Genomic DNA, 16,527 nt, shown 5'->3' on the forward strand with positions numbered 1-16,527 from the left:
CGGCGCGGGTGCGCTCAGTGCGAAAAGATCGAGTAGAGATCCGGCGCTTCCTCTTCCTCGGCCTGAAGGGAGAGCGAGGCCTCGATAGCCTTGAGGTGACGGCTCATGAACGCGCTGGCGCGCTCGCCGTCGCCCTGCTCGAGGTGACCGAGCAGGTCATCGTGATCATGGGAGCCGCAGCCCAGGTGGCCCGGGTTGCCATAGACCGCGAGAATCAGCGAGGAGCGCGAGCACAGGCGCTCGACGAAGGCCGCCAGGGTCGCGTTACCGGAAAGCTGTGCCAGATGACCATGGAAGGCTGCCGAAAGCTTGATCGCGGCGCTCTGCTCGCCGGCCTTCAGGGCCTGGCGCTCGCGACTTGCCATATCGCGCAGGGTCTTCAGGTCGGCGGCGGTGATGCGCCGGGCGATCTCGGGCATCAGGCCACACTCGATCATCTGGCGGGCATCGAAGACATCCTTGGCCTCGGCGGCGGTAGGCCGCGTCACACTGGCACCGCGACGCGGCGTCAAGGTGACCAGCTCTTCCAGCGCCAGGCGCTGCAGAATCTTGCGAATGCCGGTGCGACTGATGCCGAAGACCTCAGACAAGGCATCCTCGCGCAGCCGTGCCCCGGGCTTGAGGCGATGCTCGATGATGGCATCGCTGATCGACTGATAGATCGCTTCGTGGCGTTCGGCCCCATCGCCGTTCTTGCCCCGGCGCTTCGCCGCCTTCGGAGCAGGACTCCCCTTGCCTTCGGGCCCTCGTTGGCGCTGGTTCATGTCCACTCCTCGCTGCAGACTGCCCTCACTAAAGTGACCATTGTATATGACTTGCCCGCTCACACCGCCCCATCATGGAGCAGTATGCTCGATAAAGGCACCCACGGTGGCCCGCTCGACGTCCGTCATGCCGGTAACGTTGCCAAGCGGCATATAACGGGTAGTGACAGCAACGCGCTGGATAGCTTTCAGGTGGCGGCGAATCTGCTCGCCACTGTCCAGCCGTACGCCGGCCGGTGCGGCGGCGAAACCACCGAAACTCGGCACAGCGGCATGACAACCGGCGCAGCGCTCCTCGACAATGGCCGACACCTCACTGAAGGCGATAGCGTCTACCTCGCCGTCGGTGGCCTCCCGCGACGGAGCAGAACCAGGCGCCATCGCCGCCATCAGGGTCACCAGTATCAGGCCGGCGGCGGGCAGCACCCACACCTTGCGACCCGCCAGATGACGAATATTGAAGTAGTGGCGCACCAGCACGCTGAACACCATCAGCCCCGCCAGCACCAGCCAGCCCCACTCGGATGCGTACGTCATGGGGTAGTGGCTGCTGATCATCAAAAACAGCACCGGCAGGGTCAGGTAATTATTGTGGCGCGAGCGCAGCAGGGCATGGCGACCATGAGCCGGGTCTCGCTCGGCGCCGGTCTGCATCGCCCTCACCAGTGCTTTCTGCCCGGGGATGATCACGCGGAAGACATTGGCGACCATGCAGGTGCCGATTGCCGCACCGACATGGATATAGGCCGCCCGCCCGCTGAAGACCTGCATCAACCCCCAGGTCAGCGCGACCAGCAAAAGAAAGCCGCTAAGCGCCAGCCAGGTCGGGTGCCGACTCAGGGCACTGCGGCACAGGGCGTCGTAGACAAACCAGGCGCCGAACACCACGCCAAGCCCCAGCAGCACCCCCTGCCAGGGCGCCATGGCGGAGCCCGGCGGCAGCAGCATGGTGCCGGCATTCAGATAGTAGACCACCCACAGCAGCGCGAAGCCGGTCAGGAAGGTGGTGTAAGCCTCCCACTTGAACCAGTGCAGGGGCTCGGGGAGGCTCGGCGGCGCCAGCTCGTACTTCTGCAGGTGGTAAAAGCCGCCGCCATGGATGGCCCACAGCTCGCCGGCCACCCCCTCATTAAGCGATGTCTTCTGGCGCTCGAGATGATTCTCGAGCCAGTTGAAGTAGAACGAGGCACCGATCCAGGCCACGCCGACGATCAGATGACCCCAGCGCAGCAGCAGGTTGGCCCAGTCGTGAAGATAATCCATGAGCGTCTCTTGAGGGGCGCGTCAGCTGCCGCGGTAGGTGGTATAACCATAGGGCGAGAGCAATAAAGGGACGTGGTAATGCTCATCGGCATCGGCAACCCGAAAGCGCAGCGGAATCCGCTCGAGAAAGACACCCGAGGCGGCCTGTGCCTGTTGGTTGAGATAGTCACCGGCATGAAAGAGCAGCTCGTATTCGCCCTGCCTAAAGGCGTCGCCCTCGAGAAGCGGCGAGTCGCAGCGGCCGTCGGCATTGGTCACGGCATCGCTGAGGTGGGTGCGGGTCTCGCCGTCGAGACGAAAGAGCTCGACGCGAATGCCGCGGCCCGGACGTCCCCGGGCGGTGTCGAGCACATGGGTGGTCAGATACCCCATGAAACCTCCTGTGGGTGATCGAGACGTGTCGCGCCCCTGATTATTGTATACAGTTACTGTATCGCATATCTTCCACCGCTGCGCAAAGGAGTCACCATGGTCGACCCTACCTCCACCGCCTGCCCGCTCTTCCCCCGCCCCAGCCACCTCAGCCGGCAGGCCTTTATCGCCAGCTTCGGCGATCTCTACGAGTGCTCGCCGTGGATCGCCGAAACGGCCTGGGACAAGGGCCTCAGTGAACACGAGGATAGTGTTCATGGTCTTGCTGGGCACCTCGCCAGCGTCCTTGATGCGGCTGATGAAGAACAGCAGCTTGCCGTGATTCGGGCCCACCCGGACCTCGCCGGCAAGGCGGCACTGGCCGGCGAACTCACCGACGACTCGCTCAAGGAACAGGCCGGGGCTGGCCTCGATCAATGCAGCCCCGAGGAGCTTGAGCGTTTCACACGCCTCAATGCCGCCTACCGGGGACGCTTCGGCTTCCCCTTCGTGATCGCGGTGAGGGGCAAGGATCGCCACGCCATCCTCGACGCCTTCGAGGCCCGGCTCGACAATACGCCGAACGAGGAACGTCGTACCGCCATCGCGCAGATCCACAGCATCGCAAGGCAACGGCTAGTGGAGCGCGCTGAGGCCTGAGCATCGCCGCCTCCGGCAGCAGTCACTCGGTCGCGACGTCAGAAGGGAGGTCAAAAGGAACGCGAGGGCCTCACGTGACACAGAGGAAGGCGTGTTCGTTCTCACGACAGACGTCCTTCCAGGCGGTATCCTGTGAGCCGATCAGGCAGGCCATGAGGAGCAAGGCGTGACAGACGGCAAACGCAAGACAGTGGGACGCCCCGCCGGCACAGGCAAGACCGGCGGCGGCCACAGCCAGTCGCTGGTGCGCGGGCTGAACATCCTCGAGGTGCTGGCCACGGAACCCCAGGGGCTGGTGCTTTCGGACATCGCCACCCGCATGGAACTCGCTCCCTCGACCACCCACCGGCTACTGCAGGCGCTCCACGGCCAGGGCTTCATCACCCAGGAAACCGAACTCGGCCGCTGGTACATCGACGTCAAGACCTTCCGTATCGGTAACGCCTTCCTCGAGGCTCGCGACCTGATCGCCACTGCCCGGCCCTTCCTGCGCCGGTTGACCGAGGCCAGCGGCGAGTCCGCAAACCTCGGCATCGAAGACAGCGGCCAGGCCGTCTTCCTGGCCCAGACCGAATCACCTCAGATGATGCGCATGATCACAAGGCTGGGCTCGCGGGCGCCGATGCATGCCTCCGGCGTCGGCAAGGCGCTGCTGGCCTGGCTGCCCGAGGCCGAGATAGCGCGCATCATCGACGCTCACGGCCTGCCACGCATCACCCCCAACAGCCTGGATACCCCCGCCGCACTCGAGTCGGCGATGACCGAGATACGCCGCGCGGGTTATGCCTGTGACCGCGAAGAACACGCCATCGGCCTACACTGCGTGGCCGCGGCGATTCACGACGAGCATGGCCGCCCCCTGGCGGCGATCTCGGTCTCCGGCCCCATGGCTCGTATCCCCGAAACGCGCTTGAACGAGCTCGGCCAGTTGGTCCGCGAGGCCGCCGACGAGATCACCGCCCAACTGGGCGGCCGGCGGCCCGCTAGCGAAATCTAGGCACCAACAGGCGAGCACGCTAAACACCTCGCGCGCATGACGCCAAGGCTGAAGCGCGGCGCCACGCAGCGTACACTAGCCCCCACCGTATCCAGCCAGCCGAGGCCCGCGATGAGCTCCCATCTCCTCTCCGTCGATTCCCTGTCACGCGACGATGTCGATCACCTCATGCGCGTCTCCGCGCTGATGGAACCGGTCGCCCAACGCCGCAAGATCACCCGCGTATTGGAGGGAGCGGTGCTCGGCAACCTCTTCTTCGAAGCCAGCACCCGGACTCGCGTCAGTTTCCACGCCGCCTTTAGTCGGCTCGGCGGCAGCGTATGCGACACCACCGGCTTCACCTTCTCGTCGATGGCCAAGGGTGAATCGCTTTACGACACCAGCCGCGTGATGAGCGGCTACTGCGACGCCATCGTGCTGCGTCACCCGGAGCAGGGCGCGGTCGCTGAATTTGCCCAGGCCACTAACGTACCCGTGATCAACGGTGGCGATGGCCCCGGCGAGCACCCGAGCCAGGCACTGCTTGATTTCTATACCATCGACAAGGAATTCACTCGGCTCGGCAAGTCGCTTTCCGGCGCGCATATTCTGCTGACCGGCGATCTAAAGCACGGGCGCACCGTGCACTCGCTGATCAAGCTCTTGTCGCTGTACGAGCCGATGCGCATCACCCTGGTCGCCCCGCCGGGACTCGAGATGCCAAGCCACCTGGTCGACCTGGTGAGCAACCGCGGGCATCGGGTCGAGACTCGCGAGAGCCTGGCCAGCGACTTCAGCGACCTGGATGTGGTCTACACCACCCGCATCCAGAAGGAGCGTTTCACCGCCGAGATGAGCGAGAGCTTCGGCGGCCTGTCCCGAGACTTCACCGTCGATCGCGGCTTCATGGATCGTTACTGCCAGCGTGACACCATCGTCATGCACCCGCTGCCCCGCGACAGCCGCCCCGAAGCCAACGACCTGGACGTCGACCTGAACGGCGACCCGCGCCTGGCGATCTTCCGCCAGACCGACAACGGCATTCCCGTGCGCATGGCGATATTTGCCACCCTGCTCAAGGTCGATCACCTGATCGAGCGTGATCTGCGCGATGTGCCCTGGTTCGTACCCGATACCGTCGGCGTCGACGACCTGCGCGGCTGATTCTCGCCGCCGCTTCCGATATTCCTAACGACAACGGCCCGCTCAATGAGCGGGCCATTTAATGTTGGCGACTGGGGCGCCCATCATTTTGAAAAATCACCAGAAAGATAAGGCGCGAAACCCTAGCATTCTATTCGGCAAGATCTAACCAAACATGTGTTCTGTCATTTAACTAGCACCCAGACAGTACTGCGTTGTGCGGTGGTTCGGCTTCTGGAGGAAAGGCCAGCTGGCGCCCTCACCTCTAACGCGTCAAAGCGTCTAGCGAATATTCATTTTTCTGCTAGAAATCCGGTTTTGAATGAACTGGATTCATCTTCATGGCGGGAATTCTTCATTGGTGGTGGAGGCTAAAGGGCTGCCAGAATACAGCCAATTGAAGACACATCCCCCCTTGGAGGCATTCATGCCACACGATCTGATTACCCAACGACTCGACCAGGGTCCCCTCATTTGTGCCGAGGGTTTTCTGTTCGAGCTTGAACGGCGCGGTTATCTCTCTGCCGGTGAGTTTGTGCCCGAAGTAGCGCTGCTGCGCCCGGACGCATTGGAAGCGCTACACCGCGATTTCCAGCATGCGGGGTCAGATGTTGTTCAGGCCTTCACCTACAACGGCCACCGCGAAAAAATGAGGGTGATCGGCAAGGAAGATCTGCTGGAACCGCTGAACCGGGCTGCCCTGAAGATTGCGCGCAAGGTGGCCGACGAAAAGGCCGGTAACCTGATGGCCGGCAATATTTCCAACAGCAACGTCTGGGACCCTGAAGATCCGGCCTCCCAGGAGAGCGTGCGCGCCATGTTCGACGAGATGGTGCAATGGGCCGTCGAGGAAGGCGCTGACTTCATCATCGCGGAAACCTTCTACTATGCCGGAGAAGCCGAAGCGGCCCTGGCAGCGATCAAGGCCAAAGGATTGCCTGCCGTCGTCACCCTGGCGCCGATGGCCGAGAACCGCATGATCGATGGCCCCGGCATCGTGGAGACCTGTGTCGCGCTTGAGCAGCAGGGAGCCAGCGTGGTCGGCCTGAATTGCTTCAGAGGACCGGACACCATGTTGCCCTGGATCCAGCAGGTCCGTGATGCGGTTACCTGCCATGTGGCGGCGCTACCCGTGACCTATCGCACCACCGAGCAGGAGCCGACCTTCTTCAACCTCTCCGACGATCAGGGGTGCGGCTGCCCATCTCCCCACGGCCGTCCTTTCCCGACCGCCCTGGATCCGCTGTTCTGCAACCGCTACGAACTCGGTGCCTTTGCTCGCAACGTTCATGCTCAGGGCGTCAACTATCTCGGCGTATGCTGTGGCGCATCGCCGATGCACGTGCGTGAGGTGGCCATGGCAGTGGGGCGTGAACCGGAAGCCGCCCAATTTGCAGAGCGCATGGAGAACCACTTTATGTACGGCTCCCACGATCGCTTGCCGGACCATATCGCCTCCCTGGGTGAAAAGGCCTAACAAGAGACAGATAGGGCCCCGTTGATCTGAGTTACCCACCTGGCCCTCGTTCACGAGGGCCCGCGTAATCGCTTACTGTCAGGCTTCCAACTAGACCCCAGACAGTGGCCGCTTTGTACGGTGGTCCGGCTTCTGGAAGAAAGGCCAGCTGACGCCGTCACCTCTCACGTGTCAAAGAGCCTAGATAATCTCGGCACCAGTCGTGATACTCCGTGACCGGAAGAGCCGGTGAGTAGTAAAATCCCTGGGCCTGGTCACAGCCCAGTTGACGCAGGATTTCCGCCTGCTGCGGGGTTTCCACCCCTTCCGCGGTCACCACCAGATTCAAGGCATGGCCGATATCGATCATGCAGGCCATCAGCTTTCGCGCTCGCTCGTCACCCTCGAGGCTGATGACGAAGGTACGGTCGATCTTGAGGCCCGTGATGGGCAGGTGCTGCAAGTACTCGAACGAGGAAAAACCGGTACCGAAGTCATCGATGCTCACGCCGATGCCGAGATCGCGAATGCGCTGAATGGCAACCCTTGCGGTCTCGATATTATCCATCAAGCCGCTTTCGGTGATTTCGACTTCTAGATTGTCCGGCCTCAAGCAGGATTGGTTGATGAGGTCCGACAACAGGTCATGGAAAGCGTCATCGGCAAGGTTATGGACGGACACATTGATCGCCACCTTGTTCTCGGTGCCAGCCTGCAGGGAGATCGCACTGGCGGTTTGTGCCACGAAGCTGGTGAGCGGGCCAATCAGCGAGGTGCTTTCCACCTTGGGCATGAAATGGGCTGGCGGAATAAGCCTGCCGCCATTCCCTCGCCAGCGGATCAGTCCTTCGCACCCACAGACCAGGCCATCAGCCAGGCAAATCTTGGGCTGGTAATGCAGCTCAAACTCCCGCGCGGCCAAGCCCTCTCTCACCTGGGCGATCAGCTTGAAGGACTCCAGGGAGCGTTGGTCGAAGGTCGGGCTAAAGTGCGTATACCCTCGCCGCAGCCGGATGGAGGCCAAGAGGGCGGTACGTGCTTCTCTGAGCAGTTCTGACGGTATCTTATGGTCTTCTGAGATGGTGCAGCCCAATGCTAGTTGGACGCGAACAGGCACCTGAGATATCAGAAAGCTCTCTTCACCGACCTCGAGGAGCCGCTGGCTGATGGTATCGAGATCACTCGGTGCTACATCCATCACGACCAGAGCCAGTTCATCGGGGCCGGTGCGGTAAACCTGTCCTCCCCCACGAATCGCCTCGCAAAGCCGTTGACTCATCGCGATGACCAGCTCATCGGCGGCCTCTAGGCCCAGAGCTTCAATGACGTCCGTTATATCGGTGATCTTCACCTTGATCAGCCCGGTCGTTGCGACGGGCGACACCGGGGAAGATAGCATTACGTGAAGATCCTCACCGAGGGCGACCTGGTTGGCGAGGCCAGAGGGCTGATCGGTGCGAGCGGCATCATGTTGTGCGAGGAACGCCCGGCGCCGCGACTGGAACAACCACCCCGCGGTACCGCCTATGACCAAGTAAAAGGCAATGCGTAACAGATAGTTCGCATAATGTTGTTCGATACCCTGCCCGACATCCAGGGGGATTATCGTCATTGAGATGCTGACCACAAGTGCGGTCAACAAGCCACCCGGCAAGGCATACCAGGCGGCGGCGAGCAACACGGGGATCAGCATCAGGTAGGCATAGGCATACGCCGTCCCGCCCGTGGCATAGACGATCCAGACGCCCAGGCCCAAGAGGAGCACGATCACGCCGCACCGAAAGGTATGGCGATTGGCGATATACGGCATCACGCGCCAAGGCCATATCCTGGACTTCAGTAGACTGACTGACTCCAACCTTGGCCTCCGTAATCAATACGTATGATCTATCTAGGATAAATCAGTGGTCGGTCATCCCTCATGGCATCGTATTTACAAAATTAAACGATTGATATGACATCGACAAAATACCTGCGCCACCTTGCAGTGACTGCCTGATTTATAAGAATAATCCGAAAAGGCACTCGCCCGGCAGAGGCATCCTTTCCCCTTCCGCCGAGGGCGCCGGGCCACTGTCGACCTCGTCTCTAGACCCCGGAGAGGCAGAACGCTCGGGGCGGTGCGCGGCCATGTCGGGTGGGGAATCCGCCGTGGCGGAGGGCTCCGCCACGGCATTGAAGGCCTGACGGCCTCCGGTCACGAGGCCAACACGGGGGGCACTTGCAGGGATGTGCCTAGGGGTGAGGGGCAACGACCGCCTTCCTGGCCTGCCTTACTCGCCTCAGCCGCTCGTGCGCCCGCCGGGCAGGCCTTCGTCGTGGGCGAACCAGCCTTCGAGAATCAGCGCGGCGGCGAGGCCGTCGACGCTGTCCTCGCGATAATTGCCGCGATGGCCGGCCTCGCGGGCCAAGGTCTTGGCCTCACGGGTAGAGCCGCGCTCGTCGACCATCTCGCAGGGCTTGCCGTAACGCCCATACAACCGGTTGCCGAACTTGCGGGCGCGGGTGCTCATCACAGACTCGCTGTCGTCCATGTTGATCGGCAGGCCGACCACGAACAAATCCGGCCGCCACTCCTCGATCAGGCGCGTGACCTGGGCCCAATCGGGGATGCCGTCCCGGGCCGGCAGCGGCTCCAGGGCCGTGGCGCGCCGGAGCATCTCGTTACCGACTGCCACGCCAATGCGCCGGGTGCCGAAGTCGAAGGCCAGAATCAGCCGTTCGCCTGGGTTGGCCATCAGGAATGTCCCGCCTCGCGGCTCATCAGGTTCAGGTCGATGCCAAGGACACCGGCGGCGGCGTTCAGACGCTGCTCCGCGGGCGTCTCGAAGAGAATGTTACTGCCGCCCTCGACGGTCAGCCAGGCGTTGTCCTTGAGCTCGTCTTCGAGCTGGCCGGCTTCCCAGCCACTGCAGCCCAGGCAGACGATAAAGTCGTCGGGGCCGCGCCCTTCAGCCATCGCCGAGAGCATATCCATCGAGGTGGTCAGGGCGACGTCGTTGTCGACCTGGATGCTGGAGTCCCAGGGCTTGCTGGAGCCGCGATGCAGGATGAAGCCGCGATCCTGATGCGTCGGGCCACCGTAATAGACCGGGGCATTGCGGTGCTTGCTGTCGCTGGCATCCAGCTCCAGCTGCTCGAACAAGGCATCGAGGCTCATGTCGAGAGGATGATTGACGATCACCCCCATGGCGCCATTGTCGTCGTGATCACACAGATAACTCAGGCTGCCCGCGAAGTTGGGATCTTCGAGATGGGGCATCGCCAGCAGAAAATGATGCTTCAAGCTTTGCATGGGCCTCCCGGGCGTCAACGTACGCCGAATTCATTGCCAGTGCCGAACCGCCAGACGCGACTGATGGACAGGCGGTCGAGACCGGCCATGCCAGAGTCGAAGGGCCGGTAAGGTGCAGCGCCACGAATGGTGTCCAGCGCCGCCTGGTCGAGTTCGGTATGTCCCGACGATTGTACCACCTCTGCCTGCAGGAGCTTCCCCTGATGGTCGATGACCACGCGCACCTTCAACTGGCCATCCAGATCCGGCGGTGCTGGGTAGAAACGATTGCCGAAGTCCTGCACCCGACGTGTCCAGGCATCCACATAGCGAGCCTCGGCGGCTTCGCGGGCGGCCTGCTGTTCGCGGTCGGCAAGCTCGACAGACTGCTCGCTCATGGTGAAGTCCTGCTCGCGCAGCGAGGCCGTCGCATTGGCCGCCAGCTCACGGCCGGAGAGTGACGACGCCTTGGTCTCATTCTCAGGCTCACGTGCCGGTGCGGCGGGCTCGGGATTAGGCTCGGGCTCAGGATCAGAGACAGCTTCAGCGGCCGGTTCGGGCTCTGATGCCACCTCGGGCTCGGTGGCCTCAGGCACCGCATCGACGGTGTCCGCTGGTGAGGGGGCGGGCACCTGCTCTGACGCTTGTCCGGGTGAGGATGCTGCGCTGGCGGCTTGCGTCGCAGGCTCAGGCGCTGTTTCAGGCTCAGTATCACGGCTCGCTTCCTGCTGCGCCGCCTCGGCAATCGCGCGGGCCTGCTCGGGCGCTACGGCCGGGCGACTGACCAGCACCACATCAAGACTCGAGGTCATTGAAGGGGCCGACGTTGTCGTCGGTAGCGAGAAGGTCGCAAACAGCGCCAGCAACAGGAGATGCAGGCCAATCGCCAACGCCCAGGAAAGGGCATGGCGATAGCCACGAGTCACCGGGGCATGGCCCCCCAGAGAGGCCACGCCAACGGGCACACCGACAACATCACCGAGCCCTGCCATGACCAGACGCTAGCCGGCCCGATGGGCGTCGAGGCGACGCTCGATAGCGTCCAGCAGGGTGCCGGCGATGTCGGTACCACGCTGATCGTCGATCTCGCGTACGCAGGTGGGGCTCGTGACGTTGATCTCGGTGATGTAGTCGCCGATCACATCGAGGCCAACGAACAACAGCCCCTTCTCGCGGATCATCGGCTTCACCTGTTCGATCAGCCAGTGGTCACGCGCGGTCAGCTCACGAGTGACACCGCGTCCGCCGACGGCCAGGTTACCGCGGGTCTCGCCGGCCATCGGCACCCGTGCCAGGCCATAGGGAATCGGCTCGCCATCGACCAGCAGGATGCGGGTATCGCCGTCCTTGATCTCGGGAAGATAGCGCTGGGCCATGATCTGGCGATGACCGCGTTCGGTCAGGGTCTCGATGATGGCGCCAATGTTGCGCCCGTCCGGCAGCACGTGAAATATGCCGCTGCCGCCCATGCCATCCAGCGGCTTGAAGATAACGTCGCCATGCTCGGCCTGAAAGGCGCGCAGCACCGGCTCGCTGCAGGACACCAATGTCGGGGTGCAGCAATCGGGGAACTGCTGGGCGAAGAGCTTCTCGTTGCACTCGAGCAGTGCCCGTGTCGGGTTGACCACCAGCACGCCCTCGCGCTCGGCGAAGCCCAGCAGGTGCACGGCATTGAGGAAGTTGCCGTCAACCGGCGGGTCCTTGCGCATCAGGATCACGTCGAGCTCGGCAAGCGGTGTGGCTACCGGCTCGCCGAGGCGATACCAGTCCTCGGGGTCGTGGAAGACCTCGAGGTCACGCAGCCGCGCATGGGCCCGGCCGTCGCGCAAATAGATATCTTCCTGCTCCATGTAGTGAAGCGAGGCGCCGCGTGCGGTGGCGGCCCACAACATGGCAAGGGTGGTGTCTTTCTTGTAGCTGATGTCGGCGATGGGATCCATCACCACCCCGATCCTGAGGGCACGCTCGCCCCGTGATGCATGCGTGGGCGTGTTCATCGACTCGTTCCTGGGCGTGTTCATCGGCTCGTTCATCGAGATGGCTCTCGGCTAAGGAGGAATGCCGCAACGGGCATGATGGGCGCAGTATGCCGCAGCAGCGCGATCATCACCAAGATCGACGGCGCTTGCCGACATCCCGACAGGGCATCAGTCCTCGTCGTTCTCGCGCCGGCGGATGCCATCGCTTTCCAGGGTGATCTGGCGTGCCTTGTAGAGGCCACCGATCGCCTGCTTGAAGGCGTTCTTGCTGACACCCAGCCGGGCCTTGATCGAAGGCGCCGGGCTCTTGTCGGTCAGCGGTAGAAAACCGCCCGCCTCATCGAGGGCCGCCAGCACCTTGTCGGTGGCCATATCGCGCTTGACGCCGCCCGCCGGCATAAGGGAAAGGTCGAGGCGGCCATCCTCGCGCCGCTGTTTCACGTAGCCGGTCAGACGCTCGCCGCGACGCACCTGACGAGGAAGCTCACCGTGGTAAAGAAGGCCCCAGACACGGTCTTCGACCACCGCCTTGAGCCCCAGCTCGGTGCGATCGCCGATGACCAGCGTTACCGTCTTGCCGGGTGCCATGGCGTTGGCCGCTTCTTCACTGAGGCCACCTTCCCGCTGGGCTTCATCGACGCTGTCATAGAGGAAGTCATCCAGCCGCATCGAGGCGGTGGGCCGGCCCTGATCATCTTCGAAGATGATCACCAGCACGCGCTTGCCCTCCGTCGGGCGATAGGGCTGCTCGTTGAAGGGCAACAGCAGGTCCTTGGGGCGGCCCCAGCCAAGGAAGGCGCCGGTATTGTTGACCGCCACCACCTCCAGATAGGCCACCTGGCCGACCTCGGCCAGCGGCGCAGCGCTAACATTAGCCGAATCACGAGAGCCACGAGGGGCGGGGCGATCCTGAGAAGATCGAGTCATGGGTAGATCCTGGGCGAAGCCGTGTATAGCGAAAATGGAGACAAAGGAAACAGAAGGGAACAGTATGCGCCAACCATGCAGGCGCTCAACAGGCGTGCCAAGCGTCACACCCTAGGATAATGCCGGCTTGGCTAGAGGTCGCCGAAATGGTGCTGCAGCAGCGTGAGGGCCACGACCGGGGCGGTCTCGGTGCGCAGAATACGCGGCCCCAGCGTCAGCGGGGCGAAGTCACCGGCCAGCGCACGCTCGACCTCGCCTGGCGAGAGGCCACCCTCGGGGCCGATCAGCAGCGCCGCCCTGTCAGGCAGCGCCGCCTGGCGGTTGGGGTCGAAGACACCCTCGGTGGCGGGGTGCAGCACCAGGCGCAGGGGTTCGTTGCGGGCCGCCAGCCAGTCGCTCAACGCCCTCGGTTCATGCACCGGTGGCAGCGTCGCGCGGCCGCACTGCTCGCAGGCACTGGCGGCCACTGCCTGCCAATGAGCCAGCTTCTTGGCCGCCCGATCCCCCTTGAGACGCACATCGCCGTGCTCGGTGTAGAGCGGCGTAATCGCCGCCACGCCAAGCTCCACCGCCTTCTGGATGGCGTAGTCCATGCGATCGCCCTTGGAGATCGCCTGACCCAGATGCACCCCGAGCGGCGACTCGCCACGCCCCGGCGCCACCGAGTCGAGCCGCGCCACCACGCGCTTGCGGGTGACCTCCACCAGTACCGCACTGGCCTCAAGGCCCGCGCCATCGAATAGCGTAAGTGCTGCGCCTTCCTTCAAGCGCAGCACCACCGCCAGGTGACGCGCGGGGCCCTCTGGCAGCACCAATTCGCCGCCGGCATCAAAGCCGGCGGCGACATGGATACGCGGGCCGCTCATGGCCGTCCTCCGACGGTCGGGCGCATCTTACTGGGTGGTCTCGCTGGCTTGAGCCTGGCGTTGCTTCTTCTGGGCATACATCGCCTCGAAGTTGACCGGCGCCAGCATCAGCGGCGGGAAGCCACCACGGTTGACCAGGTTATCAATGCACTCGCGCGCATAGGGGAACAGCAGGTTCGGGCAGAAGGCGCCCAGGGTGTGCTCGAGCTGCTCGCCTTCGATGTTGGCGATGCGGAACAGGCCAGCCTGTTCGATCTCGGCGAGGAAGGAGGTGTTGCCGGTCTCGCTGTGAGAGACCTGGGCCGTCACCTTGATCACGACCTCATAGAGACCTTCGCCGACCTGGCTGCTGGTGGTGTTCAGGTCGAGGCTGACCTTGGGCTTGAACGGCTGCTGGAACACTCCCGGCGAGTTCGGCGACTCGAAGGAGATGTCCTTGACATAGATGCGCTGCAGGGAGAACTGCGGCTGGTTCTGTTGCTCGCCAGAGGCGGCACCTTCGGCGCCAGCAGTGGTTGGATTATTGTCTTCCGCCATGGCTTTTGTTCCTTGAAGCGTGCGTATTGATATGAAGGGGTTGAAGGGGCGCGCAGCGACTTACTTGCGCACCACCGGCAGACCATCTGCCTGCCACTGGGCCATGCCGCCCTTGAGCTTGTAGGCCCGGGTGAAGCCGGCACTGGTCAGCTTGGTGATCACCGCACCGGAGGCCTGGCCCTGCTTGCAGACCACGATCACCGGCTTGTCCTTGAACTTGTCGAGTTCATTAAGGCGATTGTCGAGTTTGCTCTGGGGGATATTGCGCGCACCTGTCATGTGACCTTGCTTGAAGTCCTTGGCATCGCGGATATCGAGCACCACCGCGTCCTCGCGATTGATCAGCTGGGTAGCTTCGCTGGTGTCGACGCCGTTGCGGCCGCCCTGGATGACTTCATAGGCGATCCAGGTCGCCAGCACGATCACGAAGGCACCCACCAGCAGCGGGTGGTTCTGCACGAATTCGAACAACTGATCGATCATGGGTCCGGAACACTCTCGTTGGAAATAACTGGTGTTGTGAATCACTGTTGGGAGTCACTGGATGCCCCGCCGCCGGGGCGGCGCCCAGTATACACAAGGCGTCCTGACGCGTCTGGCACCCGGGCGGCTGACGTTGTGCACCGCCCTAGGATATGATGCCCGAAGGAGCCGTGAGTCGCGACCCCGGACCGGCAGCGCCGACCGGGGACTCTCCGACGTTTACCAACGAGGCCTTTACATGTCCGATGCCAATTCCCGCCCACGCCCGGTGGCCCTGATTATCCTCGATGGCTATGGCCACAGCGATACGCTTGAATCGAACGCCATCGCCGCCGCCAACACCCCTGTAATGGACCGCCTGGGCCGGGACTATCCCCATAGCCTGATTCATACGGACGGCAAGTATGTCGGCCTGCCCGACGGCCAGATGGGTAACTCCGAGGTTGGCCATATGAACCTGGGCGCAGGGCGTGTCGTCTATCAAGACTTTACCCGCATCACCAAGGCCGTCGAGGACGACACCCTCAAGGACAACGCCATCCTGACCGCGCCGATCGACGCCGCGATCGAGGCCGGCCGCGCCGTCCACCTGCTGGGGCTGTTGTCGCCCGGTGGCGTGCACAGCCATGAGGATCACATCCTTGCCGTGGCCGAACTGGCCGCCGCCCGTGGCGCCAAAGAGATCTACCTGCACGCCTTCCTCGACGGCCGCGATACCGCGCCGAAGAGTGCCAAGGCCTCCATCGAGCGCGCCGATGCCAAGCTCGCCGAGCTGGTCGGCGAAGGCAATGGCTTCACTGCCTCGTTGATCGGCCGTTACTACGCCATGGATCGCGACAACCGCTGGGATAGGGTCGAAAAGGCCTACCGTGTGGCCACCGAAGGGGCGGGCGAGCACGTCGCCGCCTCAGCGGCCGAGGGCCTCGAGGCCGCCTACGCGCGTGACGAAACCGATGAATTCGTGGCGGCTACCAGCATTCGCCCCCAGGGCAAGCCGGTGATGATGGCCGACGGCGACGCCGCCATCTTCATGAACTTTCGCGCCGACCGCGCCCGCGAGCTGACCCGCGCCTTCGCCGAGGACGACTTCTCGGGCTTCAAGCGCCAGGCACGCCCCACACTAGCAGCCGATGGCCTGGTGATGCTGACCCAGTATGCCGCCGATATCCCGGCGCCGGCCGCCTTCCCGCCGGCAGAGCTTACCAACACCCTGGGTGAGGTCATCGCCAAGCGCGACATGACCCAGCTGCGCATCGCCGAGACCGAGAAGTATGCCCACGTGACCTTCTTCTTCTCCGGCGGTCGCGAGGAGCCCTACAGCGGTGAGACCCGCGAGCTGATCCCCTCGCCCCAGGACGTCAAGACCTACGATGAGAAGCCCGAGATGAGCGCGGTCGAGGTCACCGACAAGCTGGTCGAAGCCATCGATGGCGGCGGCTATGACCTGATCGTGTGCAACTACGCCAACGGTGACATGGTCGGCCATACCGGCAACTTCGATGCCGCCGTCAAGGCCGTCGAGGCGGTGGATGCCTGTATCGGCCGCGTGGTCGAGGCCCTGGAGCGTGTCGGCGGCGAGTGCCTGATCACCGCCGATCACGGCAACGCCGAGCAGATGGTCAATCCGGATACCGGAGCACCGCAGACCGCGCACACCACCTGCGAGGTACCGCTGATCTGGGTCACCAAGCGCCAGGCCAAGCTGCGCGACGATGGCCGACTGAGCGATCTGGCACCGAGCCTTTTGACCATGATGGGCGAAGCGATCCCTGAGGAAATGACCGGCCAGGTGCTGACCGAACTGTCGTGATGCCGCCTCGCTTCCACCATGCTTCGTCAACCTATCGG

The 16,527-nt window shown here is 63.4% G+C and carries 17 protein-coding genes; 5 read left to right on the forward strand and 12 right to left on the reverse strand.

Features of this window, described 5'->3' with window-relative positions; all coding sequences use genetic code 11:
- Positions 1-14: 14 nt before the first annotated feature.
- From HF027_RS13825 to uraH, 3 genes are all read right to left on the reverse strand, one after another.
- A complete protein-coding gene (locus HF027_RS13825; protein WP_168016636.1) occupies positions 15-764 on the reverse strand; it encodes a GntR family transcriptional regulator in 750 nt (249 codons plus the stop codon).
- Between the two features lie 72 nt (positions 765-836).
- Positions 837-2,027 (reverse strand): urate hydroxylase PuuD, encoded by a 1,191-nt coding sequence (locus HF027_RS13830; RefSeq protein WP_168016637.1) that lies wholly within the window; start codon positions 2,025-2,027, stop codon positions 837-839.
- A gap of 21 nt (positions 2,028-2,048) precedes the next feature.
- Complete coding sequence (gene uraH, locus HF027_RS13835) at positions 2,049-2,399, reverse strand: hydroxyisourate hydrolase (RefSeq protein ID WP_168016638.1); 351 nt, start codon at positions 2,397-2,399, stop codon at positions 2,049-2,051.
- A 96-nt stretch (positions 2,400-2,495) separates the two neighbouring features.
- On the opposite strand from uraH, the gene uraD reads away from it, so the two are divergent.
- The 4 genes from uraD to HF027_RS13855 all read left to right on the forward strand — a co-directional run bounded on the left by uraD (position 2,496) and on the right by HF027_RS13855 (position 6,634).
- Positions 2,496-3,038 (forward strand): 2-oxo-4-hydroxy-4-carboxy-5-ureidoimidazoline decarboxylase, encoded by a 543-nt coding sequence (uraD, locus tag HF027_RS13840; RefSeq protein ID WP_168016639.1) that lies wholly within the window; start codon positions 2,496-2,498, stop codon positions 3,036-3,038.
- Between the two features lie 166 nt (positions 3,039-3,204).
- On the forward strand, positions 3,205-4,035 hold the full coding sequence (locus HF027_RS13845) for an IclR family transcriptional regulator (RefSeq protein ID WP_168016640.1): 831 nt from the start codon (positions 3,205-3,207) through the stop codon (positions 4,033-4,035).
- A 36-nt stretch (positions 4,036-4,071) separates the two neighbouring features.
- Positions 4,072-5,178 (forward strand): aspartate carbamoyltransferase, encoded by a 1,107-nt coding sequence (locus HF027_RS13850; RefSeq protein ID WP_168016641.1) that lies wholly within the window; start codon positions 4,072-4,074, stop codon positions 5,176-5,178.
- 406 nt (positions 5,179-5,584) lie between these two features.
- Positions 5,585-6,634 (forward strand): homocysteine S-methyltransferase family protein, encoded by a 1,050-nt coding sequence (locus tag HF027_RS13855; protein ID WP_168016642.1) that lies wholly within the window; start codon positions 5,585-5,587, stop codon positions 6,632-6,634.
- Between the two features lie 157 nt (positions 6,635-6,791).
- On the opposite strand, the gene HF027_RS13860 is transcribed toward HF027_RS13855, so the two are convergent.
- From HF027_RS13860 to HF027_RS13900, 9 genes are all read right to left on the reverse strand, one after another.
- Positions 6,792-8,423 carry a putative bifunctional diguanylate cyclase/phosphodiesterase gene (locus HF027_RS13860; RefSeq protein WP_245184857.1) on the reverse strand — a complete coding sequence of 544 codons (1,632 nt, stop codon included), beginning with the start codon at positions 8,421-8,423 and terminating at the stop codon, positions 6,792-6,794.
- 472 nt (positions 8,424-8,895) lie between these two features.
- Entirely contained in the window at positions 8,896-9,351 is a 456-nt protein-coding gene (gene ruvX / locus HF027_RS13865; protein WP_168016644.1) for a Holliday junction resolvase RuvX, read from the reverse strand.
- Entirely contained in the window at positions 9,351-9,908 is a 558-nt protein-coding gene (locus HF027_RS13870) for a YqgE/AlgH family protein (protein WP_168016645.1), read from the reverse strand. The genes ruvX and HF027_RS13870 overlap by 1 nt, the downstream gene beginning before the upstream one ends.
- Before the next feature lie 14 nt (positions 9,909-9,922).
- Positions 9,923-10,879: an energy transducer TonB gene (locus HF027_RS13875; protein WP_168016647.1), complete on the reverse strand. Its 957-nt coding sequence runs from the start codon at positions 10,877-10,879 to the stop codon at positions 9,923-9,925.
- A gap of 9 nt (positions 10,880-10,888) precedes the next feature.
- A complete protein-coding gene (gene gshB / locus HF027_RS13880) occupies positions 10,889-11,884 on the reverse strand; it encodes a glutathione synthase (RefSeq protein ID WP_168016649.1) in 996 nt (331 codons plus the stop codon).
- A 150-nt stretch (positions 11,885-12,034) separates the two neighbouring features.
- On the reverse strand, positions 12,035-12,793 hold the full coding sequence (locus HF027_RS13885) for a CvfB family protein (RefSeq protein WP_168016651.1): 759 nt from the start codon (positions 12,791-12,793) through the stop codon (positions 12,035-12,037).
- A gap of 131 nt (positions 12,794-12,924) precedes the next feature.
- Complete coding sequence (locus tag HF027_RS13890; protein WP_168016653.1) at positions 12,925-13,659, reverse strand: 16S rRNA (uracil(1498)-N(3))-methyltransferase; 735 nt, start codon at positions 13,657-13,659, stop codon at positions 12,925-12,927.
- A 27-nt stretch (positions 13,660-13,686) separates the two neighbouring features.
- Complete coding sequence (gene secB, locus HF027_RS13895) at positions 13,687-14,196, reverse strand: protein-export chaperone SecB (RefSeq protein ID WP_168016654.1); 510 nt, start codon at positions 14,194-14,196, stop codon at positions 13,687-13,689.
- Positions 14,197-14,256: 60 nt separating this feature from the next.
- Entirely contained in the window at positions 14,257-14,679 is a 423-nt protein-coding gene (locus HF027_RS13900; RefSeq protein ID WP_168016656.1) for a rhodanese-like domain-containing protein, read from the reverse strand.
- 238 nt (positions 14,680-14,917) lie between these two features.
- Between HF027_RS13900 and gpmI the strand changes: the two genes are divergently transcribed.
- Entirely contained in the window at positions 14,918-16,489 is a 1,572-nt protein-coding gene (gpmI, locus tag HF027_RS13905; RefSeq protein ID WP_168016658.1) for a 2,3-bisphosphoglycerate-independent phosphoglycerate mutase, read from the forward strand.
- The last annotated feature ends 38 nt before the right edge of the window (positions 16,490-16,527 follow it).

The organism is Halomonas salinarum (assembly GCF_012062845.1).
In the GTDB taxonomy this organism is placed as follows: domain Bacteria; phylum Pseudomonadota; class Gammaproteobacteria; order Pseudomonadales; family Halomonadaceae; genus Onishia; species Onishia salinarum.